The sequence below is a fragment of the Rahnella sp. CG8 genome, assembly GCF_023701875.1.
Lineage (GTDB): Bacteria > Pseudomonadota > Gammaproteobacteria > Enterobacterales > Enterobacteriaceae > Rahnella > Rahnella aceris.
Genome location: NZ_JABAED010000020.1, coordinates 69669 through 96422 on the forward strand (window position 1 = coordinate 69669; position 26754 = coordinate 96422).

Sequence of the window (26754 nt, forward strand, 5' to 3'; positions counted from 1 at the left end):
ATCAGGCGAAATATTGCAGCATGGCCGCAATCACGACGCGCTGCGTGTCATCGGTCATGTTGTAAAACAACGGTAAACGCACCAGCCGCTCACTCTCTTTTGTCGTGAAACGATCGACACCCGCGAAACGACCAAAATTTTCGCCCGCCGGACAAGCATGCAGCGGGATGTAATGGAATACGGTGAGAATATCGGCCGCTTTCATGTGACGAATAAACGCGTCGCGGTCGTCGATATCGTTCAGGCGCACATAGAACATATGGGCGTTTTGCACACAATCTTGTGGAACCGAAGGCAACTGAATGCGGCCTGCATCGGCCAGATCCTGCAACACCTCATAATACTGATTCCAGATTGCCAGACGGCGCTGATTAATCTTTTCAGCCGCATCCAGATTTCCCCACAGATACGCAGCCTGCAAATCGGACATCAGATAACTGGAACCGATATCACGCCAGGTGTATTTATCCACCTGACCGCGGAAGAACTGGCTGCGGTTGGTGCCTTTTTCACGAATGATTTCAGCACGATCAATCAGGGCCGGATCATTAATCAGCGTGGCACCGCCTTCGCCGCCCGCCGTGTAATTCTTGGTTTCATGGAAACTGAAGCAACCGATATGGCCGATAGTGCCCAGCGCTTTGCCTTTGTAGGTCGACATCACGCCCTGCGCGGCATCTTCCACTACAAACAGATGATGTTTTTCGGCGAGTGCCATAATGGTGTCCATTTCACAGGCCACGCCCGCGTAATGCACCGGGACAATCACTTTCGTTTTCTCCGTGATAGCCGCTTCAATCAGGGTTTCATTAATATTCATGGTATCCGGGCGGACATCCACAAATACAATCTTCGCACCGCGCAAAACGAACGCATTGGCCGTCGAAACAAACGTGAAGCTCGGCATAATCACTTCGTCGCCGGGCTGAATATCCAGCAGCAACGCGGCCATTTCCAGCGAGGCCGTACAGGACGGCGTGAGCAAAACTTTCGGACAGTTGAAACGCTGTTCAAACCATTTCTGGCAGCGCATGGTAAACCCGCCGTCACCGCACAGTTTGCCGCTGTTCATCGCCTCGCGCATGAAATCAATTTCAGTACCCGCAATCGGTGGCGCATTAAAAGGGATCATCGTTTCACCTGTACAACCAGTACGCCGTGCGGATAACTTTGCCACCGCTGGCGAGATAAAGATTTAAGGCCGCGATATTGCCGGTTTGCGTGGCCACATACATTCGCGACACGCCCTGTTCAGCACACCATTTTTTCGCAGCCGCCATTAACTTTTTGCCCGCTCCCTGCCCCTGATATTCAGGTCTGACAGCCAGCAGGCCAATTCTTGCTTCGTCTTGCGAAATACGACGCAAGGTGACAAAACCCAGCGCATTGCCCTGCTCGTCATCGGCCCAAAGACAAAGATGGTCGAACGTACCCAGCACCGCCTTTTCCGCCCACATCGCATAGAAACGGGCGCAGTCATCAGGCTGATACCAGGGCGCGCGAAAACGGCTGAGATGAAAAGCCTGACGGGCAATCGCGGTCACATCCGCAATATTGTCCGGTACCGCCAGACGCCCGGCCATCAGCGCATTATCTTGCGTCGTCACCGCGACACAAATGTCCGTTTCACCTTCTGCCAGCCGGAAACCCAGCGCAGAAAGTGCGTCCAGCGTGTGCGTTTGTGACGCATCCACTTTCGACTGCACCAGCGCATATTGTTCCAGCCTCTGCGGCGTGATTTCACCGGCAGAGGCCTCTGGCGTCAGACGCGCACTGTTGAGCTGGAAGAAATCACTCTCCCATTCGAGCGGGGCGATATTGCCGTGCAAAGGCAGGTTTATCGCCATACGCCTTTGGTATCCACAATCCATGACTGCCGGACCTGATCAGCAGGGATCGCTTTGAACGGCTTGTGATCGACTAACATCACCAGCAGATCGGCTTCTTCCAGCGCGCGATCAAGGGGATGTAACGTCACTTTGTCCGCCAGAGAAGCAGGAAGCTGATGCACATTAGGCTCAACCGCCCAGGTTTCTCCGGCGTGCCAGTCGGCAATCAGGTGCGTCACTTCCACTGCCGGGCTTTCACGGAGATCGTCAATATTCGGTTTAAACGCCAGACCAAAGCAGGCGATTTTGATGTCGGCTGCACGTTTGCCCGTGGTAGTCAGGCAATCTGCCAGTGCCGCTTTCACGCGCTCCACCACCCAGTGCGGTTTGCTGTCGTTCACTTCACGCGCCGTGCGGATAATTCTTGCCAGCTCAGGGTTTTGCGCAACAATGAACCACGGATCAACCGCAATACAATGCCCGCCCACACCCGGCCCCGGCTGCAAAATATTTACCCGCGGATGGCGGTTCGCCAGGCTGATCAGTTCCCAGACGTTAATGCCCTGCGCATCGCAAATCAGCGACAATTCGTTAGCAAAGGCAATGTTTACGTCACGGAAACTGTTTTCCGTCAGCTTGCACATTTCGGCAGTGCGGGAGTGGGTAATAACACATTCGCCTTCGAGAAAAATGTTATACAAATCGCTGGCACGCCGTGAACAAACTGATGTCATGCCGCCAATCACGCGGTCATTTTTAATCAGTTCAACCATCACCTGCCCTGGCAACACGCGCTCCGGGCAATAGGCAATATTGATATCGGATTGCTCACCGGCCTGCTGAGGGAAGCTCAGGTCAGGGCGGACTTCTGCCAGCCAGGCGGCCATTTGCTCTGTCGCACCCACTGGTGACGTGGACTCCAGAATGATCAGATCGCCTTTTTTCAGAACCGGCGCCAGAGAACGTGCAGCAGATTCGACGAATTTCATATCCGGTAAATGATCGCCCTTAAATGGCGTCGGGACAGCGATCAGGAAAGCATCCGCAGGTTCAGGCTGAGTCACTGCCCGCAAAAATCCCGCATCAACCGCCTGTCTGACCAGAAGGTCGAGATCGGGTTCAACAATGTGGATCGCACCGCGGTTAATCGTCTCCACGGCATGCTGATTGATATCAACACCCACCACCTTTTTCTGGCGTGAGGCAAAAGCGGCGGCGGTTGGCAGACCGATGTAGCCCAGTCCGATAACAGAGATAGTGTTAAAACTCATTGTGATACCCAATGATTTTTCAATGCGTCAAGAATGTGGCGGCAGGCATGCCCGTCGCCGTAAGGATTGTGCGCCCGGCTCATGCTGTTGTATTCGTTTTCATCGTTCAGCAGACGGTTCACTTCCTCGACTATTTTAGCGGGATTTGTACCCACCAGCCGGACTGTTCCGGCATCAACCGCTTCCGGACGTTCTGTGGTTTCACGCATCACCAGCACGGGCTTGCCCAGTGAAGGCGCTTCTTCCTGCACGCCACCGGAGTCGGTCAGGATCAGATAGGCTTTATCCATCAGATAAACGAACGGCAGATAATCCTGAGGGTCAATCAGCACGATATTGTCGATGCTTTGCAGAATGCGGTTCACCGGCTCGCTGACATTGGGGTTGAGATGCACCGGATAAACAATTTGTACATCAGGGTGCTTGCACGCAATTTCCGCCAGGGCCGAGCAAATCCGCTCAAAGCCTTCGCCAAAACTTTCACGGCGGTGGCCCGTCACCAAAATCAGCTTTTTGTTCGCATCAAGAAATGGATAGTTATCAGCCAGTTGCTGGGCCAGCGAGGCATCGCTGTTAAAGCGGTCGCGAACCCAGAGCAGTGCATCAATCACCGTATTTCCAGTGACAAAAATATTCTCTCCGGCAATATTTTCCCGCTGCAAATTGGCACTGGCATTCTCGGTGGGCGCAAAGTGCCATTTCGCCAGATGACCTGTTAACAGGCGATTGCCTTCTTCCGGCCACGGAGAAGACAGATCTCCGGTACGCAGGCCTGCTTCAACATGCCCGACGGGGATCTGGTGATAAAACGCCGCAAGGCTGGCGGATAACGTCGTGGTGGTATCACCGTGAACCAGCACAATGTCAGGCCTGAACTCATCCAGAACAGGCTTAAGCCCGGTCAGGATCCGGCTGGTAATTTCTGTCAGACCCTGCCCTGGTTTCATGATGTTGAGATCATAATCCGGAGTAATTTCAAAGAGGCGCAATACTTGATCGAGCATTTCACGGTGTTGAGCCGTAACACAAACTTTAGATTCAAAAGCCGCATCCTGCGACAAAGCAAGCACCAGCGGGGCCATTTTGATGGCCTCCGGACGAGTGCCGAAAATCGTCAACACTTTCACAATGTGTTTCTCTTATTTTTACGGCGAGTCAGGGCAACACCAGCCCCGATTAAACCACCGACAATGCCCCACATAATCATCAGTAATGCCCGGCGCGGGCTGTCACGTTTTACAGGTTCTTCAGGCGTTCTCAAATAACGATAAGTCTGGAATTTTGCCGTAAGCGTTGGCCCGACGTTGAGGGTCGACAGCATCGCACGGTTCTGATCGTAGTCCAGATCATACCCCGGACCGGATGCTTGCAGTAATTCAAGACGGGCCTTGAGCATGGGCACACCCAGCAGGAACATATCGGAATCCGGTAATTCTTCAGCGGGGGTGTCAGTCACACTTTTATGAATGTTTTGCTGCTGAGCAATCTTCAGTGCCTGCTCGGTATTATGCGTGGTGCGCTTGAAAATAGTCTGAGCAACTTCTTCCTGACGTTTGACCTGCGCTTTCATTGACTGCGTTCGTGCCGCCCACGCGCCTTCCAGTTCATCATACAGATGCTGTGCAGCACGCTGGCTGGCAAAATCGACATACTGGCGTAAAAGCTTATTAGCATCAGCGGCGTTTTCCGCAGTGAGTTTCACAATATCGTTCGGCACTTTCGGTACATCACGGGCAGTAAACTGAATGTCATTGATCATTTCATCCAGCAAAACGGCATCAGCACGCGCATCATTTTCCTGACGTTGCTTGTAATAAGGGCTATGCAGCCAGAAATCCCGGCGGGTGTCATAAGCCGCGAGTTGCATGACAAACTCGTTGTAGGCTTCATCAGAAATGGGTGGCCTGCTGGCGTCTGACTGCGGCGCGTTATGCACATCCAAATTGCGCAGAAACTGTGCCTGCGAGAAATAGGACGAAAGATTATTTACGGTAGGTCGATCCGTGATCGCCGTGGAACTCCATTCCTGTTTCATCAGGTAAGACGAACCCAGGGCGATTAAGGCAAAGAGTACCGCCAGACCTGCAATCCAGAATTTTCCGTTCCATAAAGTGCAGCACAACCCACGGATATCAAGCTCGTTCTCGATGGCGTGTTCGTTCTGGTTTCTCATCATTTCTGGTTTATCCACAGCCAGTATGCCCTTGCTTAAAAGAGTGATTATTGATTAGAGGAACGGCGCAAACGTCTTTTAACCCGTTTAATAAACCGCGCCACGCGCCAGGCGTGCTTGATGCAAATGCCGTACACCAGGAAGGCAACGAAGAATAAAGCCAGCATTATCCATTCGGGAACAAAACTCAGATGTTCGCCCACCACGCCAATCCCCGCCAGAATGGCGGCAGCGACGGTAATTAAGACGAAAGCCTGGCGAGAAGTAAAACCTGCACGCATGATCAAATGATGAATGTGCTGACGATCCGCTGAGAACGGGCTCATTCCTTTGCGAAGGCGTCGGTACATGATGGCAACCATGTCCATCAGGGGAATAGCGATAAGCCAAAGTGCCGTCACCGGATTCATCGGATGAGATTCACCTTGCGTACTTTGCAGGAGGATCCAGATGACAGTAAACCCTATCAGCGTGCTGCCAGCGTCACCCATAAAGACTTTGTAACGGGGCCCTAAAACACCCAGATTGAGTAAAATATAGGGGATGATCGCGGCAATCATCGCGAAGCACCAGAACGCGAGTTCCATGTGTCCGCTGTCGTACATGATAATGCCTAACGAACCAAAGCTGACACAAGACAAGCCACCCAGTAAGCCATCAATACCGTCGACCATGTTGAAGGCATTAATAGCAGCCCAAACGGCAAACAGGGTGACAAGATAGCCAAACGGGCCTAATACCATTTCCCAGGGACCAATCAGATGTCCGAGGCTGCGAAGGGTGAGGTTAGCAAAACTCATCATCGCAACAGCGACCACAGCCTGAACCATCGCCCGGGTTTTGACACTGATATCGAAACGGTCATCCAGACCACCGACTAATACCAGTAGTCCGGCGCAGGCAAGGTAAAGATAGCCATGGGGGATGGTATAACTGGTGATCAGAAAGGCAAAGCAAACGCCAGCAAATACAGAGATCCCACCCACCAGTGGGATCAGTCCCTGGTGACGCTTACGAAAATTTGGCTTATCAACAAGTCCGATTTTATTCGCTACCTTCCGGGCAACGAATAAAAAGAGGAATGAAAATACGAAAACAACAGCTAGCTCAGTACTCATATTGAGTAAATTCACAGTTAAGAATTCTCTTCTGCAAAAATAAGGTGTGTGGAGTCGAAAGCATCATAAACCTCACAGCCTTAAATCATATCCTATGGTGGCAGTTATGGTTTTGTCTCGGGCAAGACCTTATCTGCTGCCATTTCTTGGGCAATCAACCGACAAAGTAAAGAAAGGGCACGTGGAAAACCATCAGCTATTATCCGAATAGTCTGACAATCTTCCCAAAGTAGCATTATGGTAGCCACCAAAAGCAAAAAACGCCACGACTGTGCGTGGCGTTGATCTGACGTTACACCAAATTACGAACGTTTCATCATGTCGAAGAAGTCGTCATTTGTCTTAGTCATTGCAAGCTTGTTGATGAGGAATTCCATCGCATCAATCTCACCCATCGGATGAATGATTTTACGCAGGATCCACATTTTTTGCAGTTCTTCAGAAGTGGTCAACAGCTCTTCTTTACGGGTACCAGAGCGGTTGTAGTCGATGGCAGGGAATACACGTTTTTCAGCGATTTTACGCGCCAGATGTAATTCCATGTTACCGGTACCTTTAAATTCTTCATAGATAACTTCATCCATTTTAGAACCGGTATCGACCAGCGCAGTAGCGATGATGGTCAGGCTGCCGCCCTCTTCCACGTTACGCGCAGCACCGAAGAAACGTTTTGGACGGTGCAAGGCGTTGGCGTCCACACCACCGGTCAGTACCTTGCCTGAAGCCGGTACCACGGTATTGTAAGCACGTGCCAGGCGGGTAATGGAGTCCAGCAGAATGATCACATCTTTCTTATGCTCAACCAGACGCTTCGCCTTCTCGATCACCATTTCGGCGACCTGAACGTGTCGGGATGCCGGTTCGTCAAAGGTGGAAGCGATAACTTCGCCTTTCACCAGACGCTGCATCTCGGTCACTTCTTCCGGACGTTCGTCAATCAGCAGAACCATCAGTACGCAATCAGGGTGGTTATACGCAATGCTGGTCGCGATGTTTTGCAGCAGCATGGTTTTACCGGCTTTCGGCGGCGCAACAATCAGACCACGTTGGCCACGGCCAATTGGAGACGCTAAGTCCAGTACGCGAGCGGTCAAATCTTCTGTTGAACCGTTACCCCGTTCCATACGCAGACGTGAATTTGCGTGCAGAGGGGTTAAGTTTTCAAACAGGATTTTGCTGCGGGCGTTTTCTGGTTTGTCGTAGTTAACTTCGTTAACTTTCAACAGGGCAAAATAACGTTCACCTTCTTTAGGTGGGCGGATTTTACCGGAAATGGTGTCGCCAGTACGAAGGTTGAAGCGGCGGATTTGGCTTGGAGATACGTAGATGTCGTCGGGGCCTGCGAGGTAGGAACTGTCTCCGGAGCGGAGGAAACCAAATCCATCCTGCAATATCTCCAGTACGCCATCACCGAAGATGTCTTCTCCGCTTTTCGCATGCTGCTTCAATATTGAAAAGATAATGTCTTGCTTGCGCATGCGGGCCTGGTTTTCCAGTCCCATATTTTCGCCGAGTGCAATCAGGTCAGAGACCGGCGTATTCTTTAATTCGGTAAGATTCATAATGGTGGGTTCTTAAACTCGGGGTATGTCTCGAACATCTGTCGTGAATGGGTATGGCAGGGTCATCCATGCCTGTTTATTGTATGACACTTAAATAACAGCCCGGAAATCCAGCCGCAGGTAGTCGCTCGCGGGCGATTCTTGAGGGATAATGCTGATATTGAAGGTGTCTTAAAGCCGATTTTGTCAAAACCGTTAGATGGTCAAGCACAGTGCCAGTTCAATTTAATTATTATTCAAAGAAACTTTATAGGCAGATGTTTTTGACACAACAGAGTAAAACGTAAGAATCAAACTACAGGTAAGCTCTATTTGCAGTAAGCGTAAACTTAGCACGCTTCTTGACAGGCGTCTAGCGGACAATGTGAAAAACACGACAGCCCGCTAAACACCTGGCTTGGGTCATCCCGACCGATTACAGATTAGCTGTTAAGAACTCTTTCAGCTGACCTTTCGACAGTGCGCCAACTTTAGTTGCTGCGACTTCGCCGCCTTTAAATAACAGCAGGGTAGGAATACCACGGATGCCGTATTTAGGTGCAGTACCTGGGTTTTCGTCGATATTCAGTTTCGCGATGGTCAGCTTGCCTTCGAACTCAGTGGCAATTTCATCCAGAATTGGAGCGATCATCTTACATGGTCCGCACCACTCTGCCCAAAAATCGACCAGCACCAGCCCTTCGGCTTTCAATACGTCGTTGTCGAAACTGTCATCGGTCAGGTGAATAATTTTATCGCTCATGTTTACTCCAAAGGATTATCTTTACCTTGTTGATGTAGCATTAACCAACATCAGGTTGACTTTATTTCACCGGATACGCTTTCGTAAAGCAATAGTTAGCTGATATTCTACCACACTATGAGCAAAACACACTTGACCGAACAGAAGTTTTCCGACTTCGCCCTGCACCCGCTGGCAGTAGAAGCCCTTGAAAAGAAAGGCTTCCATTACTGTACTCCTATTCAGGCATTGGCATTGCCAATCACGCTCGCTGGGCGTGATGTTGCAGGTCAGGCGCAAACCGGTACCGGCAAGACGCTGGCTTTTTTAGCGTCTACTTTCCATTATCTGCTTTCTCACCCTGCTGCGGAAGGTCGTCAGACTAACCAGCCGCGTGCCTTGATCATGGCACCTACGCGTGAACTCGCGGTGCAGATTCACTCCGACGCCGAAGCATTATCTGAATCTACCGGGCTGAAATTAGGTCTGGCGTATGGCGGCGACGGTTACGACAAACAGCTTAAAGTGCTGGAAAGCGGCGTGGACATCCTGATCGGAACCACCGGCCGTTTAATCGATTACACTAAACAGAACCACATCGACCTGGGCGCGATCCAGGTGGTGGTACTGGATGAAGCAGACCGTATGTTCGATCTGGGCTTCATCAAAGATATCCGCTGGTTGTTCCGCCGGATGCCTCCTGCTAATCAACGCCTGAACATGCTGTTCTCAGCAACGCTTTCCTATCGTGTGAAAGAACTGGCGTTCGAAAACATGAATAATGCCGAGTCGATTGAGATCGAACCGGAACAAAAAACGGGCCACCGTATTCAGGAAGAGCTGTTCTATCCTTCAAATGAAGAAAAAATGCGCCTGTTACAGACGCTGATTGAAGAGGAATGGCCGGATCGTTGCATTATTTTTGCAAACACCAAACACCGTTGTGAAGATGTCTGGGGCCATCTGGCTGCCGACGGACACCGCGTCGGTTTGCTGACCGGTGACGTCCCGCAGAAAAAACGCCTTCGCGTTCTGGAAGACTTCACTAAAGGCACGCTGGATATTCTGGTTGCGACCGACGTTGCTGCCCGTGGTTTGCACATTCCTGCCGTGACACACGTCTTTAACTATGACTTGCCTGACGACTGTGAAGACTACGTGCATCGCATTGGTCGTACCGGCCGTGCGGGTCTGAGTGGTCATTCCATCAGCCTGGCGTGTGAAGAATATGCCCTGAATCTGCCAGCGATAGAAACCTATACCGGCCACAGCATTCCGGTGAGTAAATACAACAGCGATGCGCTGTTAACTGATTTGCCTCCTGCAAAACGTCTTGCCCGCTCGCGCACCGGTAACGGCCCGCGCCGCAACAGTAATTCGTCTTCACGTCGCAGCAGTGCACCACGTAGCAACCGTAAACGTCCGGGCTGATAACCTATGTTAAGTTCCACCTCACTGTATGCAGCGATTGATCTGGGCTCTAACAGCTTTCACATGCTGGTTGTTCGTGAGGTGGCAGGCAGTATCCAGACCCTCGCCAGAATTAAGCGCAAAGTGCGTCTGGCAGCCGGTCTGGATAAACAAAACCTGCTTTCTCAGGAAGCGATGCAGCGTGGCTGGCAATGCCTGAAACTATTTTCTGAAAGATTGCAGGATATCCCGCGCGACCAAATTCGTGTGGTTGCCACCGCAACGCTGCGTCTTGCCAGCAATGCCGATGAGTTTCTGGGTAAAGCTCAGGCAATTCTCGGTTGCCCGATTCAGGTCATTACCGGTGAAGAAGAAGCACGTCTGATTTATCACGGCGTTGCTCACACCACGGGCGGGCCAGATAAACGTCTGGTGGTCGATATTGGTGGTGGCAGCACCGAACTGGTGACCGGCATTGGGGCTCAGGCCACCACGCTTTATAGCCTTTCGATGGGCTGCGTCACCTGGCTCGAGCAGTATTTTGCAGATCGAAATCTGGCAAAAGAAAACTTTGATCAGGCTGAACAGGCTGCGACCGACATGATCCTTCCTGTGGCACCTGAGCTGATTGCCAATGGCTGGCAGATTTGTGTCGGCGCTTCAGGTACCGTGCAAGCCTTGCAGGAAATCATGGTCGCTCAGGGCATGGATGAACGCATCACACTGCCTAAACTTCAGCAGCTCAAACAGCGCGCCATTCAGTGCGGCAAGCTGGAAGAACTGGAGATTGAAGGTCTGACCCTTGAACGTGCGCTGGTTTTCCCGAGCGGACTGTCTATTCTGATCGCCATTTTCAAAACGCTGAACATCGAGATGATGACACTGGCGGGTGGTGCACTGCGTGAAGGTCTGGTTTACGGCATGCTGCATTTGCCGATCGAGCAGGATATCCGTCAGCGTACGCTGCGTAATCTGCAACGCCGTTATCTGCTGGATAACGAGCAGGCCGAGCGTGTGGCGCAACTGGCTGAGAACTTTTCGCTGCAGGTGGCTCAGGAATGGAAGCTGGATGCCCGTGCCCGTGAACTGCTCAACAGTGCCTGTCTGATCCACGAAATTGGTCTGAGTGTCGATTTCAAGAAAGCACCGCATCACGCAGCCTATCTGATCCGTCATCTGGATTTACCGGGTTTCACGCCGGCGCAGAAAAAACTGCTGGCGACGTTACTGCAAAACCAGAACAACATGCTCGATTTACCGTTGCTCAATGAGCAAAATGCCGTGCCGCCGCGTCAGGCACAACGTCTTTGTCGTATTCTGCGCCTGGCGATTATATTTGCCAGCCGTCGTCGCGACGACACACTGCCGGCTGTGCGTTTACGTGCTAATGATGATGAACTGAGTGTGATTGTGCCGCAGGGCTGGCTGGAACAGCATCCTTTGCGCGCTGAAGAATTAGAGCAGGAAAGCCACTGGCAAAGTTATGTCCACTGGCCGCTGTTTGTCGAAGAACAGTGATGAGCAGTTGTAAAACGTTAGAAAAGCAGAGACCTGATTCATCAGCCTCTGCTTTTTTAATGGCTCATGTTTAATGCCTAATTGCCGCCTTTCGCTTTCGCCAGTTGCTCGCGAATTTTCTCCAGATGGCTTTGCCCTTTCACCATGCGTTCCTGCGCACTTACCACTTTACGTTCGCTTTCCCAGGCCAGGTCATCCTGTGGTAATTCCAGCAGGAAGCGGCTCGGTTCCGGACGGATCAGCTCGCCGTACTGACGGCGTTCGCGACAGAGTGTAAACGTCAGCTCTTTTTGTGCCCGGGTAATCCCCACATAAGCCAGACGCCGCTCTTCATCCACGTTGTCTTCATCGATACTGCTCTGATGCGGCAGCAAACCTTCTTCCATACCGACCAGATACACATACGGGAACTCCAGCCCTTTCGAAGCATGCAGCGTCATCAGCTGAACCTGGTCCAGCTCTTCGTCGTTCTCACCGCGTTCCATCATGTCACGCAGCGTGAAGCGGGTGACCACCTGCGTGAGCGTCATTGGCTCATCCAGATCGGTACCCTCAAGCATTTCCGTCATCCAGCTGAACAGCTGATTAACGTTTTTCATGCGCATTTCAGCCGCTTTCGGGCTTGGTGAGGTTTCAAACAGCCAGCTTTCATAGTCAACGCCGTGGATCAAATCCCGGACAGCCGCAACCGGCTCACGTTCGGCCAGCTCAGAGATATTGCCCATCCAGTGCGTGAAACGTTGCAGGGATTCCAGCCCGCGTCCGGTCAGAGACTGGCTCAGTCCCATATCAAAACTGGCTTTGAACAGCCCTTTGTTGCGCTGATTGGCCCACTCCCCCAGTTTCTGCAGGGTGGCCGCGCCGATTTCACGACGTGGCGTGTTAACGATGCGCAGGAATGCGCTGTCGTCGTCCGGATTGGTCAGCACTCGCAAATAGGCCAGCAGGTCTTTAATCTCCGGTCGGGAGAAGAAGGACGTGCCGCCGGAAATCCGGTACGGGATGCGGTTTTGCATCAGCATTTTTTCAAACAAACGCGACTGGTGGTTACCACGGTACAAAATCGCGTAATCGCCATAAGCGGTTTTGTTGATGAAATGATGAGCAATTAGCTCACCGACCACCCGCTCGGATTCATGATCTTCATTATTCGCCGTCACGACCTTCAGCGTTTCGCCATAAGCCAGTTCAGAGAACAAGCGCTTCTCGAACACATGCGGATTATTGGCAATCAGAATGTTGGCAGCTTTCAGAATACGCTGGGTGGAACGGTAATTTTGCTCAAGTTTGATGACCTGTAACTGCGGGAAGTCTTCTTTCAGCAGCACCAGGTTTTGCGGTCGAGCACCGCGCCAGGAGTAAATCGACTGGTCATCGTCACCAACAACGGTGAAACGTGCGCGGTTGCCGACCAGCAATTTCACCATCATGTACTGGCTGGTGTTAGTGTCCTGATATTCATCGACCAGCAGATAACGCAACTTGTTCTGCCAGCGTTCACGCACTTCTTCATTACTTTGCAGCAGTAACGTAGGCAACAGGATCAGGTCATCGAAGTCGAGAATATTACACGCGCGCATATGATCGTGATAAAGGCTGTAGCAGTGCGCAAAGATTTGATCACGTTCAGATCGCGCCAGCCCGGCGGCATGCGAAGGATCAACCAGATCGTTTTTCCAGTTGGAGATCGTGGAAACCAGCTGCTGCAATAATGTTTTATCGTTCTCCAGCCATTTTTCGCTCAGCTCTTTCAGCAGCGCCAGCTGGTCCTGATCATCAAATAAAGAGAAGTTAGATTTCATCCCCAGGGCAGCAAATTCGCGTTTGATGATTTCCAGCCCGAGCGTGTGGAACGTTGCAATCAGCAAGCCCCGCGCTTCTTTGCGACCGAGGGTTTGTGCAACACGCTCTTTCATTTCACGCGCGGCTTTATTGGTAAAGGTGACAGCCGCAATGTGACGTGCCTGATAGCCACATTCACGGATCAGGTGCGCGATTTTATTGGTAATTACACGGGTTTTACCGGAGCCAGCCCCCGCCAGAACCAGGCAGGGTCCGGTGACGAATTCGACGGCGTGTTGTTGGCTGGGGTTTAATCGCATGGCGTATTTTTGCTCACCTGATAGACAAGGACGGCGATTGTAGCAGAAACATCGCCTGAGATTGACAGGCTTTAAGGCGCAATTTGTGATGTATGGAATGCAGGCCGGATTCCCCCCGCAGTGTTTCAGATGTTACATTACGCCTCTGGAAACACTCTCGCAAAAAGGTCTTATCATGGCAAAAACTGCCGCAGCAATGCATATCCTGGTAAAGGAAGAAGCACAGGCACTTGATCTTCTGGAACAACTGAAGAACGGTGGCGATTTTGAGAAACTGGCTAAAAAACATTCCACCTGTCCGTCAGGCAAGAAAGGCGGCCATTTAGGTGAATTCAAGCAAGGCGCAATGGTGCCAGCTTTCGATAAAGTGGTTTTCTCTGCGCCGCTGATCGAGCCACAGGGCCCGCTGCACACTCAGTTCGGTTACCACATCATTAAGATTTTGTACCGCAACTAAGTTCTGCCTCAGACAGAACCAAAAGAAAGGGCACCGCATTTTCATGCAGTGCCCTTTTTATTTCTATTTCATACCTGAGGGTTAATGAATTAACTCGCTACAGCAATGCGTTTCATGTCGGTCATATAGCCACGCAGGGTGCGGCCGATGGACTCAATCGGGTGATTGCGAATCGCTTCGTTAACATCGCGCAGCTGCGCGTTATCAACCTGAGTTTCGGCAACTGATTTGCCCAAATCGCCTGCCTGCAGAGTGGTCATGAACTCTTTCAGCAACGGTACGGCAGCGTTAGCGAACAGGTAGTTACCGTATTCAGCCGTATCGGAGATTACCACGTTCATTTCGTACAGACGCTTACGTGCAACGGTGTTGGCGATCAGCGGCAGTTCGTGCAGTGATTCGTAGTAAGCAGATTCTTCGATGATGCCGGAAGCTACCATGGTTTCGAAAGCCAGCTCAACACCTGCTTTCACCATCGCAATCATCACAACACCGTGGTCGAAGTATTCCTGCTCGGAGATTTTACCTTCGAACTGTGGCGCGTTTTCGAATGCGGTTGCGCCCGTCTCTTCACGCCACGTCAGCAGTTTCTTATCGTCGTTCGCCCAGTCAGCCATCATGCCGCTGGAGAATTCGCCAGAGATGATGTCGTCCATATGTTTCTGGAACAGCGGCGCCATGATCTCTTTCAGTTGTTCGGACAGCGCATAAGCACGCAACTTCGCCGGGTTAGACAGACGGTCCATCATCAGCGTGATGCCGCCTTGTTTCAGCGCTTCGGTGATGGTTTCCCAGCCGAACTGCAGCAGTTTTTCTGCGTAAGCTTCATCAACGCCGTCAGCAACCAGTTTGTCGAAGCACAGCAGAGAACCCGCCTGCAACATGCCGCACAGGATAGTCTGCTCGCCCATCAGGTCAGATTTCACTTCGGCAACGAAGGAAGATTGCAGAACACCTGCACGATGGCCGCCGGTTGCTGCTGCCCAGGCTTTAGCGATCGCCATGCCTTCGCCTTTCGGGTCGTTTTCCGGGTGAACGGCGATCAGTGTTGGTACACCGAAACCACGTTTGTATTCTTCACGCACTTCGGTACCCGGGCATTTCGGCGCAACCATCACCACGGTGATGTCTTTACGGATTTGCTCGCCCACTTCAACGATGTTGAAACCGTGGGAATAGCCCAGCGTTGCACCGTCTTTCATCAGAGGCTGAACCGCTTTAACCACCGCGCTGTGCTGTTTGTCTGGCGTCAGGTTAATAACCAGATCTGCCTGCGGGATCAGTTCTTCGTAGGTGCCGACTTTAAAGCCGTTTTCGGTCGCTTTACGCCATGAAGCACGCTTCTCAGCAATCGCTTCTGCACGCAGGGTGTAAGACACATCCAGACCGGAATCACGCATGTTCAGACCCTGGTTCAGGCCCTGTGCGCCACAGCCTACAATCACCACTTTTTTACCTTTGAGGTAGCTGGCTTCGTCCGCGAATTCATCGCGACCCATAAAGCGGCATTTGCCCAGTTGTGCCAGCTGCTGACGCAGGTTCAGTGTGTTGAAATAGTTAGCCATGTCTTGCTCCGTTCTATCGAGGTAAGTGCTGTTATTTTTTGTTTCACCGGTGAGCTGGTGAACGCCGTGAATTCACTATATGTCATGTGACACATTGCTTAAATTGATATATTACGAAGATGACGTTGCAGATTATGCAATACTCTCAATCAGTCATCTTTAACGCCAAAGAGCCGGATATTCTTTATGGACTTACGTGATCTGAAACTGTTTTTACATCTGGCGGAAAGCCGCCATTTCGGGCGTTCGTCGAAGGCGATGCATGTCAGCCCGTCCACGTTGTCACGCCAGATCCAACGGCTGGAAGAAGAACTCGGCCAGCCGTTATTTCAGCGTGATAACCGCACCGTGCAACTGACCAGTGCCGGTGAACAACTCAAAAACTTTGCCCAGCAAACGCTTCTGCATTACCAGCAACTGCGCAGCGGGCTGGATCAGCATGGCCCGACGCTGAGCGGCGAACTGCACCTGTTCTGCTCGGTGACGGCCGCCTACAGCCATTTGCCGCCAATCCTTGACCGCTTCCGTGCGCAGCATCCGCTGGTCGAAATCAAACTCACCACCGGCGACGCTGCGGATGCGGTTGAAAAAGTCCAGTCCACCGAAGCGGATCTGGCGATTGCCGGTCGTCCGGAAAGTTTGCCGGGCAGCGTCGATTTCACGCAGATCGGCGAAATCCCGATGATCCTGATTTCTCCTTCCCTGCCCTGCGCCGTCCGCACCCAGGTCAGTGAGCCGCATCCGGACTGGTCGCAAATTCCGTTCATCCTGCCGGAACATGGCCCGGCGCGAAAACGCATTGACGTCTGGTTCAAACGCAACCGCCTGAGCAATCCACTGATTTATGCCACGGTATCCGGCCACGAAGCCATTGTATCGATGGTCGCGCTCGGTTGCGGCATCGCGCTGATCCCGTCCGTAGTGGTCGATAACAGCCCGGAACCGGTACGCAACCGTATTTCCATTCTGGATAACATCACGCTTGGCGCGCCGCTGGAACTGGGCGTCTGCGTGCAAAGAAAACGCCTTAGCGAACCACTGATCGACGCGTTCTGGCAGTTGCTCTGAACGTTTACAGAATAAAAAGGGGCACTTTTCAGATGCCCCGTTTAGTTTTAGCCCGCCAGGAAGAAGCGGAACGCCGGATTATCACTTTCGTTGTGACAGTCATAACCCAGCGCCGACAGGTTCTGCTCGAACTCCGGCTCTTCTTCGTTCAGCTCAAACGCGGCCAGCACACGACCGAAATCGGTACCGTGACTGCGGTAATGGAACAGCGAAATATTCCAGTGCGTGCCCAGCGTATGCAGGAATTTCAGCAAAGCCCCCGGAGATTCCGGGAATTCAAAGCTGTAAAGCCGCTCGCGCAGAGGCTTGGTCGGACGCCCGCCCACCATGTAACGCACATGAAGTTTCGCCATTTCATCGTCGGACAGATCCACAACCTGATAACCGTCGTGATTCAGTTCGTCGATAATTTCCTGACGCTCTGCGTGACCGCGCGTCAGACGCACGCCCACAAAAATGCAGGCGTTGTCGGCATCGGCATAACGGTAGTTGAACTCTGTCACCGAACGGCCCCCCAGCAGCTGGCAAAACTTCAGGAAACTGCCTTTGCGCTCAGGAATGGTCACCGCCAGTAGCGCTTCGCGTTGCTCGCCCAGCTCACAGCGTTCCGACACGTAACGCAGACCGTGGAAATTCACGTTCGCCCCGGAAAGCACATGCGCCAGGCGTTCGCCCTGAATATTGTGCTGCTGCACGTATTTCTTCAGCCCCGCCAGCGCCAGTGCGCCGGAAGGTTCGGCAATTGCACGCACGTCTTCGAACAAGTCTTTCACCGCGGCACAAATTGAATCGCTGTCGACGGTGATGACGTCATCAAGATATTCGCGACACAAGCGGAACGTTTCGTTGCCGATACGTTTCACCGCCACGCCTTCTGCGAACAAACCCACACGCGCCAGGTCGACCGGTTCACCGGCGTCCATTGCCGCGCGCAGACAGGCAGAATCTTCAGCTTCAACACCGATGACCTGAATCTGCGGCATCAGTTGTTTGATCAGCACGGCGACACCAGCGGCCAGACCGCCACCGCCGACAGGCACGAATACGCGGTCGAGATGCGCATCCTGTTGCAGCAACTCCATGGCCAGCGTGCCCTGCCCGGCAATCACCGCCGGATGATCAAATGGCGGCACAAAAGTCATGCCCTGTTCCTGCGACAGCGTGATCGCTTTGGCTTTCGCCTCATCGAAATTCGCGCCATGCAGCAACACTTCACCGCCAAAGTTACGCACGGCATCCACTTTGATATCCGCTGTGGCAACCGGCATCACAATCAGAGATTTGATGCCTTTTTTGGTCGCCGACAATGCAACACCCTGCGCGTGATTTCCCGCGGACGCAGTGATAACGCCACGCGCAGCCTGTTCTTCCGTCAGGCTGGCGATCATCGAATAGGCACCGCGCAGTTTAAAACTGTGGACGGCCTGACGATCCTCCCTCTTCACCAGAATGGTGTTACCCAACCGGGAAGAGATCTTTTCCATGACCTGCAAAGGCGTAACCTGTGCGACTTCATAAACCGGCGCACGCAGCACGGCACGCAGGTATTCTGCGCCGCACGGCTGGTCGGGTAGAGGTTGTGATACCGCCATGACTGTCAGCCTCCCAGCTTAGACTTGTCGCGCACTGCGCCTTTATCGGCACTGGTCGCCAGCAATGCGTAAGCACGCAGCGCAAGTGAAACCACACGTTCGCGGTTTTTCGGCGTCCAGGCTTTGTCGCCACGTGCCAGTTCAGCTTCGTGACGCGCCGCCAGTTCTGCCGCAGGCACATCCAGCACCATGCTACGGTTCGGAATGTCGATATCGATGATGTCGCCATCTTCCACCAGTGCAATCAGGCCGCCGCTGCCCGCTTCCGGAGAAACGTGGCCGATAGACAGACCGGATGTGCCGCCGGAGAAACGACCATCGGTAATCAGCGCGCACTCTTTGCCGAGACCCATGGATTTCAGGTAAGTGGTCGGATACAGCATTTCCTGCATGCCCGGCCCGCCTTTCGGCCCTTCGTAACGAATCACAACAACGTCGCCGGAAACCACTTTGCCGCCAAGAATCGCTTCAACTGCGCTGTCCTGGCTTTCGTACACTTTTGCCGGACCACGGAAAGTCAGGTTGGATTTATCCACGCCCGCCGTTTTAACGATACTGCCCGCTTCGGCGATGTTGCCGTAAAGCACGGCCAGACCGCCGTCTTTACTGAAAGCATGTTCCAGAGAACGGATACAGCCATCGGCACGGTCATCATCCAATGTGTCCCAGCGGCAATCCTGTGAGAACGCCTGGGTAGTACGGATACCTGCGGGACCGGCGCGGAACATTTTTTTCACCGCTTCGTCTTTGGTCAGCATGATGTCGTACTGATCCAGCGTCTGGTTCAGGGTCAGGCCAAGAATGTTTTTCACGTCGCGGTTCAGAAGATTGGCGCGATCCAGTTCACCCAGAATCGCCAGCACGCCACCGGCACGGTGAACGTCTTCCATGTGGTATTTCTGAGTGCTTGGCGCGACTTTACACAGGTGCGGGACTTTGCGTGACAGACGGTCGATGTCGGTCATGTCGAAGTCGATTTCGCCTTCCTGCGCGGCAGCCAGCAGGTGAAGAACGGTGTTAGTCGAGCCGCCCATCGCGATATCCAGGATCATGGCGTTTTCGAATGCCGCTTTGCTGGCGATGTTGCGCGGCAATGCGCTTTCATCGTCTTTTTCGTAATAACGTTTGGTCAGCTCAACGATGCGGCGACCGGCGTTAAGGAACAAATCGCGGCGATCGGCGTGAGTAGCCAGCAATGAACCGTTACCCGGCTGAGAAAGGCCCAGCGCTTCGGTCAGACAGTTCATGGAGTTGGCGGTAAACATACCGGAACAGGAGCCGCAGGTCGGACAGGCAGAACGTTCGATTTGTTCGCTGTCGGCATCACTGACGTTCGGGTTTGCGCCCTGAATCATCGCATCGACCAGGTCGAGTTTGATGATTTTGTCAGACAGTTTGGTTTTACCGGCTTCCATCGGACCACCGGAAACGAAGATCACCGGAATATTCAGGCGCAGTGACGCCATCAGCATTCCCGGGGTGATTTTGTCGCAGTTGGAAATACACACCATGGCATCAGCGCAGTGCGCGTTAACCATGTATTCCACCGAGTCAGCAATCAGTTCGCGTGAAGGCAATGAATACAGCATGCCGCCATGCCCCATGGCAATCCCGTCATCCACAGCGATAGTGTTGAATTCTTTCGCCACGCCGCCGGACGCTTCGATTTGCTCGGCAACCAGCTTACCCAAATCGCGCAAATGCACGTGGCCCGGCACGAACTGGGTGAATGAGTTGACGACGGCAATAATGGGCTTACCAAAATCGTTATCCGTCATGCCGGTAGCGCGCCATAATGCGCGGGCGCCAGCCATGTTGCGGCCGTGTGTCGTGGTGTGGGAACGGTACTTAGGCATGCTCTGTTCACTCCAAATCATTTCTGTTTAGCAGGCAGCGAAATCGCTACCTGCTGAATTTCTTATTTACCCTGAATCATTCGGGTTGCACCAGGCAGCGAACGCGGAGGCGGCCTGAAGGATGACGGGTAAAATTATTGTGGGTTGATTGGATCCAGCCAACCCCATTTATCTTCGGTTTTGCCGGTGAACAGGCCGAAGAATGCATCCTGAATTTGTTTGGTCACCGGACCACGTTTACCGATACCGACCTGAATGCCGTCAACGCTGCGCACCGGGGTGATTTCTGCAGCGGTACCGGACATGAAGACTTCGTCTGCCAGATACAGGGATTCACGGGACAGAACTTGCTCACGCACTTCAAGACCCAGGTCTTTTGCCAGTTTAATAATAGCGTCACGGGTGATACCTGGCAGGGCAGAAGAGGTAAATGGCGGTGTGAACAGAATGCCTTCTTTCACTTCAAACAGGTTTTCGCCAGCGCCTTCAGACACATAGCCGTGAATGTCCAGCGCGATACCTTCCTGATAACCGTGACGACGTGCTTCGCTGCCGACCAGCAGGGAGGACAGGTAGTTACCACCGGCTTTCGCAGCGGTTGGAATGGTGTTTGCAGCAACGCGGTTCCATGAAGACACCATCGCGTCGATACCCTGCTCCAGCGCTTCTTCACCCAGATACGCGCCCCACGGGAAGGCGGCGATGATCACATCAGTTTTGTAGCCGTCCGGCGGATTAACGCCCATACCCACATCGCCGACAAACACCAGCGGACGGATATACGCGCTGACCAGATTGTTTTTACGCAGGGTTTCGCGGCAAGCTTCCATCAGCTCATCCACACTCTGGGAAACAGGCATACGGTAAATTTTTGCGGAATCGCGCAGACGCTGCATATGTTCACGGTGACGGAATACGACCGGGCCTTTATGGGAGTCGTAGCAACGCACGCCTTCGAAAACGGAAGTGCCGTAATGCAGTGCGTGTGACATGACATGGACTTTAGCTTCTGCCCACGGAACCATCTCGCCGTTGAACCAAATGTAATCAGCTTTCTTCGTCATTCTCTCGTTCCTTTACTCACGCATTCGCGCGTATTTGTTGTGATGTATGTTGCTGGATCTCGACACAAGCGACATCCATAAGTTTGCGTAACTGTGAAGACAGTAAATCTACGGGCCGCTGACTGGCAACGGTCAATTCGATATTTATGTTTTCCGCATTGACCATCGGCGTCATGTTCATTGCGCACACCTGAAAACCACGGTGACGGACGACGCGTAATACGCGCTCTAACATTTCGGGGCGGAAGCGGGCCTGAATTGAGACGTTATGTTGCATCATGACATTTTCTCCAGCATGGTTTCGTTGCCTGCGCCCGGAGGAACCAGCGGCCAGACATTCTCATTTTCGTCGATGGAAACCTGGAGCAAATACGGACCTTCACTGTTGAAGAAAGCGTCCAGAGCGGCATCGACTTGATCTTTACGGTGGATACGCTGGCCGGGGATGTTGAATGCGCTGGCCAGCGTGACAAAATCGGGGTTATCGGAGAGGTTGGTTTCACTGAAGCGTCCGTCGAAGAACAATTCCTGCCACTGTCGAACCATCCCTAATCGCTGGTTATCCAGCAACAGGATTTTGACGGGCAACTGTTTTCGCTTGATGGTGCCCAGCTCCTGAACATTCATCATGAATGAACCGTCACCGGAAACGCAGATCACCATATCGTCGGGGCGGGCAACCTGTGCGCCGACGGCGGCAGGAACGCCGAAACCCATCGTGCCCAGACCGCTGGAGGTGATGAAGTTTTCCGGGCGAGTGAACTGCATATGTTGCGCGGTCCACATCTGATGCTGGCCGACGTCGGTGGTCACCACGGTATTGGCCGATTTACGGTCAGAGATTTGTTTCAGTAACAACGGCGCATAAATCGCTTCACCCGGATGATCGTAGCGCCATTCGCCCTGCGCTTTCAGCGTCATCACTTCATCACGCCAGGCGTTGATGTTCAGGGGTTGTTGCAGCGCCGGTAACAGCGCATTCAGATCACCCTGCAACGCCACATGCGCCTGGCGCAATTTGTTCAGCTCGGCCGGATCGATATCCATGTGGATAACCGCGGCGTCTGGCGCAAAAGTATTCAGCTTGCCGGTCACGCGGTCATCGAAACGCGCGCCGACGGCAATCAGCAAATCGCAGGACTGAACAGCCAGATTCGCCGCTTTGGTACCGTGCATGCCCAGCATACCCAGATAACATGGGTCGCTGGCATCCGGCGCCCCCAGACCTTTCAACGTTGCTACCGCAGGAATGCCTGTCGCAGTAATGAATTCGCGTAATGCCGGAACGGCCTGCGCGATACCGACACCGCCACCGACGTAAACCATCGGTTTTTGCGCGGCAGCGATCATGGCGCGGGCTTGTTGTAATTCAGCCGCAGGATGCGGAAAAGTTTCTTCAACCGCCACCAGATGCGGCGGTAATTCACCCACGGCCAGCTGGATATCTTTCGGAATGTCGATCAGAACCGGGCCCGGACGACCAGAGCTGGCGATGGCAAAGGCTTCCGCCATGATTTCCGGCAGCGCTTCCAGAGATTCAACCAGGAAGCTGTGTTTGGTGCAGGCCAGGGACAACCCTAAAACGTCGATTTCCTGGAAGGCATCGGTGCCGATGAAGGCAGAACCAACCTGCCCGGTGATGGCCACCAGCGGAACGGAGTCTAACAGCGCGTCGGCCAGACCGGTGATCAGGTTGGTCGCACCAGGACCGGAAGTGGCGATACAGACGCCAACTTTTCCGGTAGAACGGGCATAGCCGATGGCGGCCATTGCAGCACCCTGCTCATGCCGGCACAACAGGTGTTCCACGCCGCCGTCATACAATGCATCGTATACCGGCATGATTGCCCCGCCAGGATAACCAAATACTGTATTTACACCCTGCGCACGCAACGCTTGTACTACCCATTGTGCTCCGTTCATCTTTATTCTCCTGCCTTTTTGCGACAAGTGCAGAATATTATGCTGTTGCTCATTTTCCGACCCCGCTTCTCTGTTCTCTGAAATTCCTGACCCAAAAAAAAACCCCGGACCTTTCGGTGCGGGGTTTCTTTTCAGGTTCAGGCTTGTTTAATAAGCCTTTCTTCGTCCAAGTGCAGCCCCGCACGGTGGGATAATAATCACCACCACGCTAATCACGACTAGGCTAACTACGAGGAGAAGGGCTTTCATTTTTAGGTTTCTAAAATTCATATTGCGAACGATTGCCTACAGAGTTATCACAGTAAGATGATTAATGACAACATTTTTCTTGCGTTATTATTTGCAGTCCGTTGCAGAAACCATGAAAAATCATCTGAAAAATCAAAACTTAGCGTGATGATTTGCCGTTTGATTATTTATTGCTCCAGCAATCGCTTTTCCGCGGGTATCCCGGCCAAATGCCACCAGAACAGAAATCAGAATGGCGACAGTACCGGCCACAATTGCCATCGCCAGTCCGTAGTTGTGTCCGTGGCTTTCGGCAATGTAAGCCTGAAGCGTCGCATTAACCGAAGCAATCAGATTACCGAGCTGGTAAACAAACCCCGGCAGAACCGCGCGCGTGTTAGCAGGCACCAGTTCGGTCAGATAAGTCGGCACGACGCCCCATGCGCCCTGCACCATAAACTGCATCAGGAACGCGCCCAGCCCCAGCATCCATGAACCGCCGGAGAAGGCCCATAATGGAATGACCGGCAGTGAAAGCAACGCGGCGATAATAATCGCTTTCTTACGACCAATTTTCTCAGACAGCGAACCAAAGAAGATCCCACCGATAATTGACGCAATGTTGTAGCTTATGGCGATTAAACTGACGGTATGTGCGTCAAAACCGTGCTGAACTTTCAGGAACGTCGGATAGAGATCTTGCGTACCGTGGCTGAAGAAATTAAAACCCGCCATCAGCACAACCAGATAAATACATAGCTTCCAGTTTTTCTTCAGCACCGGCATCAGTGCCGTGCTTTCGTTGCGTTCCCGCGCCGCCAGCCAGACCGGCGATTCCTGTACTTTGAACCAGATGAAAGGCAGCAGGAAAACCGGCACAGCACCAATCACAAACATGCCGCGCCAGCCGACCACATTAAACAGCAAACCATATACCACCGCCGCCAGCAGATAACCAAACGGATAACCCGCCTGAAAAATCCCCGACATCACGCCACGGGAACGGTCAGGTATGGTTTCCATCGCCAGAGAAGAAGCTACGCCCCAGACACCGCCCATCGCAATGCCGTAAATCACGCGAAGGATCAGGAAAACGGTCAGGGAAGGTGCCGCCGCAGTACACAGCTCGAAGAAAGAAAATAGCGCGATATTGACCATCAGCACCGGCTTGCGCCCGTACTTTTCCGCCGCACGCCCGAACAGCAACGCCCCAATCGGTCGCACGGCCAGCGTCAGCAGTATTGCCAGCGTGACCTGTTTGATATCTACCTGAAATGCCGATGCGATATCGCTGAGCAGGAAGACCAAAATGAAGAAATCGAAAGCGTCGAGAGTCCAGCTCAGAAAGCTGGCGATGGCAACGTTACGCTGCCGAGAAGTCCAACCAAACATGGGTGAGTCCCTATTTCGGAATAGCTGCAGGTAGTGCACTCACCAGGGCATTGCGGAAAATCCCTGGTCAGGCAGAGAGATGTTAATCAGTGTTCTGTATTTGTTTATTTATTGTTAAATACAGCAAGATTAAACACCCCTGCCGGTATTTGCGGCAACTTAATTAGTCCGCTAATTTGTTTCCAGAAACCTTAAACTGTTAAGGAGTATTGCTGTCGTTGCGAAGCAGTTCGCATCCCTTCATGTTAAGTCGGTGACTTGCAGATTATTTTCCCATCGCATTACGCATTGCAGCAAACTTCTTCCCGAAAGCGTTTCCAGCTCAGGCATGCTGCCGTCAGCAGAGCTCATAGAAAGGAAAAAGCATGTCATTAGCCGTGGTATATACCCGCGCATCGCTGGGGGTTCAGGCACCCGGTGTCTCGATCGAGGTCCATATCAGCAACGGATTACCGGCCCTGACACTGGTCGGTTTACCGGAAACCACCGTCAAGGAAGCCAGAGATCGGGTTCGCAGCGCCATCATCAACTGCGGGTTTACCTTTCCGGCCAAACGCATCACCGTCAATCTTGCACCCGCTGATTTACCCAAAGAAGGCGGCCGGTATGATTTGTCCATCGCGCTGGCGATTCTGGTGGCCTCAGAGCAGCTTCAGGGCGATAAGCTTGAGGAGTACGAGTTTCTGGGTGAGCTGGGCCTTTCCGGTGCGCTGCGCAGCGTAAATGGCGCGATTCCGGCGGCACTTGAGGCGCAAAAAGAAGGCCGGGTGTTGATCCTGCCGCAAAGTAATCAGACGGAAATGACGCTTCTTGATCCCGGTGTAGCGCAGGTGGCCGGGCACTTATTGCAGGTCTGCGCATTCCTTCAGGGCGAGGACAATTTGCCACCGATTGAATTTCCGGCGACGGCGCCTCCGCCCGAGTATCAACCTGACATTGCCGATATCATCGGACAGGAGCAATCAAAGCGCGCGCTCGAAGTGGCGGCAGCGGGAGGGCATAATTTATTGTTGATTGGGCCTCCTGGCACCGGAAAAACCATGCTGGCTAGCCGGTTGCCCGGTTTACTGCCGCCCATGAGTAACGAGGAAAAGCTGGAAACGGCCGCCATTGCCAGCCTGGTGTATAACCCCGAAGATGACGGCGAGTTTTCACGCATCCGCCCCTTTCGTGCACCGCATCACAGCACATCCATGAGCGCGCTGGTGGGAGGCGGGTCGTTACCCAGACCGGGAGAAATATCACTGGCACATAACGGCGTATTGTTTCTCGACGAACTGCCAGAATTTCAGCGCCAGGTTCTTGATGCCTTGCGCCAGCCAATGGAATCCGGCGAAATCACCATTTCCCGTGCACGGGCGAAAGTCCGCTATCCGGCAAGAGCGCAACTGATTGCAGCGATGAATCCCAGCCCGACCGGACACTATCAGGGCATTCATAACCGCACACCGCCACAGCAGGTTTTACGCTACCTGAGCCGGCTTTCCGGGCCATTTCTCGACAGATTCGATCTGTCGATTGAAGTCCCGCTCCTGCCGCCCGGCATTTTGAGCCAGCAAAACCATACGCCTGTGCTCAGGGAAAATAGTGTACAAGTACGGGAACGGGTACTGACCGCCAGAGAAATTCAGTTAAAACGCGCGGGAAAAGTCAACGCGCATCTGAGCAGTAGCGAAGTGGAGACGTACTGTGTGTTAACCAAAGCAGATGCTGAATTTCTGGAAGAAGTCCTGCACAAACTGGGATTATCGGTCAGAGCCTGGCATCGCATTCTGAAAGTCGCGAGAACATTGGCTGATTTGGGTGGCGAGGAATCGATTGAGCGAAGACATATTGCTGAAGCACTGAGCTATCGCAGCATGGATAGGCTATTGTTAACTCTACATAAGAGCCTGGCATAAAAAA

Annotated in this window: 22 protein-coding genes; 5 read left to right on the plus strand and 17 right to left on the minus strand. The window is 52.8% G+C overall.

The window, feature by feature from the left end:
• Position 1: 1 nt before the first annotated feature.
• The 8 genes from rffA to trxA form a co-directional block, all read right to left on the minus strand.
• Entirely contained in the window at positions 2–1132 is a 1131-nt protein-coding gene (rffA, locus tag HGO41_RS18225; RefSeq protein WP_250981284.1) for a dTDP-4-amino-4,6-dideoxygalactose transaminase, read from the minus strand.
• A gap of 4 nt (positions 1133–1136) precedes the next feature.
• The gene (gene rffC, locus HGO41_RS18230) at positions 1137–1871 is read right to left on the minus strand and encodes a dTDP-4-amino-4,6-dideoxy-D-galactose acyltransferase (RefSeq protein WP_250981285.1); all 735 of its coding nucleotides are present in this window, start codon (positions 1869–1871) and stop codon (positions 1137–1139) included.
• Positions 1838–3100, minus strand: a complete 1263-nt coding sequence (wecC, locus tag HGO41_RS18235) for a UDP-N-acetyl-D-mannosamine dehydrogenase (protein WP_112152381.1) — start codon at positions 3098–3100, stop codon at positions 1838–1840. The genes rffC and wecC overlap by 34 nt, the downstream gene beginning before the upstream one ends.
• Positions 3097–4227: a non-hydrolyzing UDP-N-acetylglucosamine 2-epimerase gene (gene wecB, locus HGO41_RS18240; RefSeq protein WP_013577533.1), complete on the minus strand. Its 1131-nt coding sequence runs from the start codon at positions 4225–4227 to the stop codon at positions 3097–3099. Before wecB ends, wecC begins: the two co-directional genes overlap by 4 nt.
• Positions 4224–5276, minus strand: a complete 1053-nt coding sequence (gene wzzE, locus HGO41_RS18245) for an ECA polysaccharide chain length modulation protein (RefSeq protein WP_112152388.1) — start codon at positions 5274–5276, stop codon at positions 4224–4226. The genes wecB and wzzE overlap by 4 nt, the downstream gene beginning before the upstream one ends.
• A gap of 44 nt (positions 5277–5320) precedes the next feature.
• Entirely contained in the window at positions 5321–6406 is a 1086-nt protein-coding gene (wecA, locus tag HGO41_RS18250) for a UDP-N-acetylglucosamine--undecaprenyl-phosphate N-acetylglucosaminephosphotransferase (RefSeq protein ID WP_015690588.1), read from the minus strand.
• A 287-nt stretch (positions 6407–6693) separates the two neighbouring features.
• Positions 6694–7953 carry a transcription termination factor Rho gene (gene rho / locus HGO41_RS18255; protein ID WP_013577536.1) on the minus strand — a complete coding sequence of 420 codons (1260 nt, stop codon included), beginning with the start codon at positions 7951–7953 and terminating at the stop codon, positions 6694–6696.
• Between the two features lie 415 nt (positions 7954–8368).
• On the minus strand, positions 8369–8695 hold the full coding sequence (gene trxA, locus HGO41_RS18260) for a thioredoxin TrxA (protein WP_013577537.1): 327 nt from the start codon (positions 8693–8695) through the stop codon (positions 8369–8371).
• A 117-nt stretch (positions 8696–8812) separates the two neighbouring features.
• On the opposite strand from trxA, the gene rhlB reads away from it, so the two are divergent.
• Positions 8813–10105, plus strand: coding sequence for an ATP-dependent RNA helicase RhlB (gene rhlB, locus HGO41_RS18265; protein ID WP_013577538.1), 1293 nt, complete (start codon positions 8813–8815; stop codon positions 10103–10105).
• Between the two features lie 6 nt (positions 10106–10111).
• Positions 10112–11602, plus strand: a complete 1491-nt coding sequence (gene gppA / locus HGO41_RS18270; protein WP_013577539.1) for a guanosine-5'-triphosphate,3'-diphosphate diphosphatase — start codon at positions 10112–10114, stop codon at positions 11600–11602.
• Between the two features lie 77 nt (positions 11603–11679).
• Here gppA and rep read toward each other — a convergent pair whose 3' ends face one another.
• Positions 11680–13704, minus strand: coding sequence for a DNA helicase Rep (gene rep, locus HGO41_RS18275; RefSeq protein ID WP_013577540.1), 2025 nt, complete (start codon positions 13702–13704; stop codon positions 11680–11682).
• Positions 13705–13879: 175 nt separating this feature from the next.
• On the opposite strand from rep, the gene ppiC reads away from it, so the two are divergent.
• A complete protein-coding gene (gene ppiC, locus HGO41_RS18280; protein ID WP_015690589.1) occupies positions 13880–14161 on the plus strand; it encodes a peptidylprolyl isomerase PpiC in 282 nt (93 codons plus the stop codon).
• An 89-nt stretch (positions 14162–14250) separates the two neighbouring features.
• On the opposite strand, the gene ilvC is transcribed toward ppiC, so the two are convergent.
• Complete coding sequence (gene ilvC / locus HGO41_RS18285; protein WP_013577542.1) at positions 14251–15726, minus strand: ketol-acid reductoisomerase; 1476 nt, start codon at positions 15724–15726, stop codon at positions 14251–14253.
• Between the two features lie 186 nt (positions 15727–15912).
• Here ilvC and ilvY point away from each other — a divergent pair, with 186 nt between their 5' ends.
• Positions 15913–16794, plus strand: coding sequence for an HTH-type transcriptional activator IlvY (ilvY, locus tag HGO41_RS18290; RefSeq protein ID WP_013577543.1), 882 nt, complete (start codon positions 15913–15915; stop codon positions 16792–16794).
• A gap of 47 nt (positions 16795–16841) precedes the next feature.
• Here ilvY and ilvA read toward each other — a convergent pair whose 3' ends face one another.
• The 7 genes from ilvA to HGO41_RS18325 all read right to left on the minus strand — a co-directional run bounded on the left by ilvA (position 16842) and on the right by HGO41_RS18325 (position 24849).
• Positions 16842–18386 carry a threonine ammonia-lyase, biosynthetic gene (gene ilvA / locus HGO41_RS18295; RefSeq protein ID WP_013577544.1) on the minus strand — a complete coding sequence of 515 codons (1545 nt, stop codon included), beginning with the start codon at positions 18384–18386 and terminating at the stop codon, positions 16842–16844.
• 5 nt (positions 18387–18391) lie between these two features.
• A complete protein-coding gene (gene ilvD / locus HGO41_RS18300; RefSeq protein WP_013577545.1) occupies positions 18392–20242 on the minus strand; it encodes a dihydroxy-acid dehydratase in 1851 nt (616 codons plus the stop codon).
• A 134-nt stretch (positions 20243–20376) separates the two neighbouring features.
• On the minus strand, positions 20377–21306 hold the full coding sequence (locus HGO41_RS18305; protein ID WP_013577546.1) for a branched-chain amino acid transaminase: 930 nt from the start codon (positions 21304–21306) through the stop codon (positions 20377–20379).
• A 16-nt stretch (positions 21307–21322) separates the two neighbouring features.
• Positions 21323–21586, minus strand: coding sequence for an acetolactate synthase 2 small subunit (gene ilvM / locus HGO41_RS18310; protein WP_013577547.1), 264 nt, complete (start codon positions 21584–21586; stop codon positions 21323–21325).
• Entirely contained in the window at positions 21583–23229 is a 1647-nt protein-coding gene (ilvG, locus tag HGO41_RS18315; protein ID WP_013577548.1) for an acetolactate synthase 2 catalytic subunit, read from the minus strand. Before ilvG ends, ilvM begins: the two co-directional genes overlap by 4 nt.
• A 147-nt stretch (positions 23230–23376) precedes the next feature.
• Positions 23377–23478, minus strand: coding sequence for an ilv operon leader peptide (ilvL, locus tag HGO41_RS18320; RefSeq protein ID WP_015699153.1), 102 nt, complete (start codon positions 23476–23478; stop codon positions 23377–23379).
• A gap of 132 nt (positions 23479–23610) precedes the next feature.
• Positions 23611–24849 carry an MFS transporter gene (locus HGO41_RS18325; protein ID WP_013577549.1) on the minus strand — a complete coding sequence of 413 codons (1239 nt, stop codon included), beginning with the start codon at positions 24847–24849 and terminating at the stop codon, positions 23611–23613.
• A 365-nt stretch (positions 24850–25214) separates the two neighbouring features.
• Between HGO41_RS18325 and HGO41_RS18330 the strand changes: the two genes are divergently transcribed.
• Positions 25215–26750: a YifB family Mg chelatase-like AAA ATPase gene (locus HGO41_RS18330; protein ID WP_121020201.1), complete on the plus strand. Its 1536-nt coding sequence runs from the start codon at positions 25215–25217 to the stop codon at positions 26748–26750.
• Positions 26751–26754 lie beyond the last annotated feature (4 nt).

What these genes read in the sequence shown, in the direction of transcription:
- rffA (WP_250981284.1), bottom strand. Translation starts at nt 1,132, where the DNA reads ATGATCCCTTTTAATGCGCCACCGATTGCGGGTACTGAAATTGATTTC.
- rffC (WP_250981285.1), bottom strand. Translation starts at nt 1,871, where the DNA reads ATGGATTGTGGATACCAAAGGCGTATGGCGATAAACCTGCCTTTGCAC.
- wecC (WP_112152381.1), bottom strand. Translation starts at nt 3,100, where the DNA reads ATGAGTTTTAACACTATCTCTGTTATCGGACTGGGCTACATCGGTCTG.
- wzzE (WP_112152388.1), bottom strand. Translation starts at nt 5,276, where the DNA reads ATGATGAGAAACCAGAACGAACACGCCATCGAGAACGAGCTTGATATC.
- rho (WP_013577536.1), bottom strand. Translation starts at nt 7,953, where the DNA reads ATGAATCTTACCGAATTAAAGAATACGCCGGTCTCTGACCTGATTGCA.
- trxA (WP_013577537.1), bottom strand. Translation starts at nt 8,695, where the DNA reads ATGAGCGATAAAATTATTCACCTGACCGATGACAGTTTCGACAACGAC.
- rhlB (WP_013577538.1), top strand. Translation starts at nt 8,813, where the DNA reads ATGAGCAAAACACACTTGACCGAACAGAAGTTTTCCGACTTCGCCCTG.
- gppA (WP_013577539.1), top strand. Translation starts at nt 10,112, where the DNA reads ATGTTAAGTTCCACCTCACTGTATGCAGCGATTGATCTGGGCTCTAAC.
- rep (WP_013577540.1), bottom strand. Translation starts at nt 13,704, where the DNA reads ATGCGATTAAACCCCAGCCAACAACACGCCGTCGAATTCGTCACCGGA.
- ppiC (WP_015690589.1), top strand. Translation starts at nt 13,880, where the DNA reads ATGGCAAAAACTGCCGCAGCAATGCATATCCTGGTAAAGGAAGAAGCA.
- ilvC (WP_013577542.1), bottom strand. Translation starts at nt 15,726, where the DNA reads ATGGCTAACTATTTCAACACACTGAACCTGCGTCAGCAGCTGGCACAA.
- ilvY (WP_013577543.1), top strand. Translation starts at nt 15,913, where the DNA reads ATGGACTTACGTGATCTGAAACTGTTTTTACATCTGGCGGAAAGCCGC.
- ilvA (WP_013577544.1), bottom strand. Translation starts at nt 18,386, where the DNA reads ATGGCGGTATCACAACCTCTACCCGACCAGCCGTGCGGCGCAGAATAC.
- ilvD (WP_013577545.1), bottom strand. Translation starts at nt 20,242, where the DNA reads ATGCCTAAGTACCGTTCCCACACCACGACACACGGCCGCAACATGGCT.
- HGO41_RS18305 (WP_013577546.1), bottom strand. Translation starts at nt 21,306, where the DNA reads ATGACGAAGAAAGCTGATTACATTTGGTTCAACGGCGAGATGGTTCCG.
- ilvM (WP_013577547.1), bottom strand. Translation starts at nt 21,586, where the DNA reads ATGATGCAACATAACGTCTCAATTCAGGCCCGCTTCCGCCCCGAAATG.
- ilvG (WP_013577548.1), bottom strand. Translation starts at nt 23,229, where the DNA reads ATGAACGGAGCACAATGGGTAGTACAAGCGTTGCGTGCGCAGGGTGTA.
- ilvL (WP_015699153.1), bottom strand. Translation starts at nt 23,478, where the DNA reads ATGAAAGCCCTTCTCCTCGTAGTTAGCCTAGTCGTGATTAGCGTGGTG.
- HGO41_RS18325 (WP_013577549.1), bottom strand. Translation starts at nt 24,849, where the DNA reads ATGTTTGGTTGGACTTCTCGGCAGCGTAACGTTGCCATCGCCAGCTTT.
- HGO41_RS18330 (WP_121020201.1), top strand. Translation starts at nt 25,215, where the DNA reads ATGTCATTAGCCGTGGTATATACCCGCGCATCGCTGGGGGTTCAGGCA.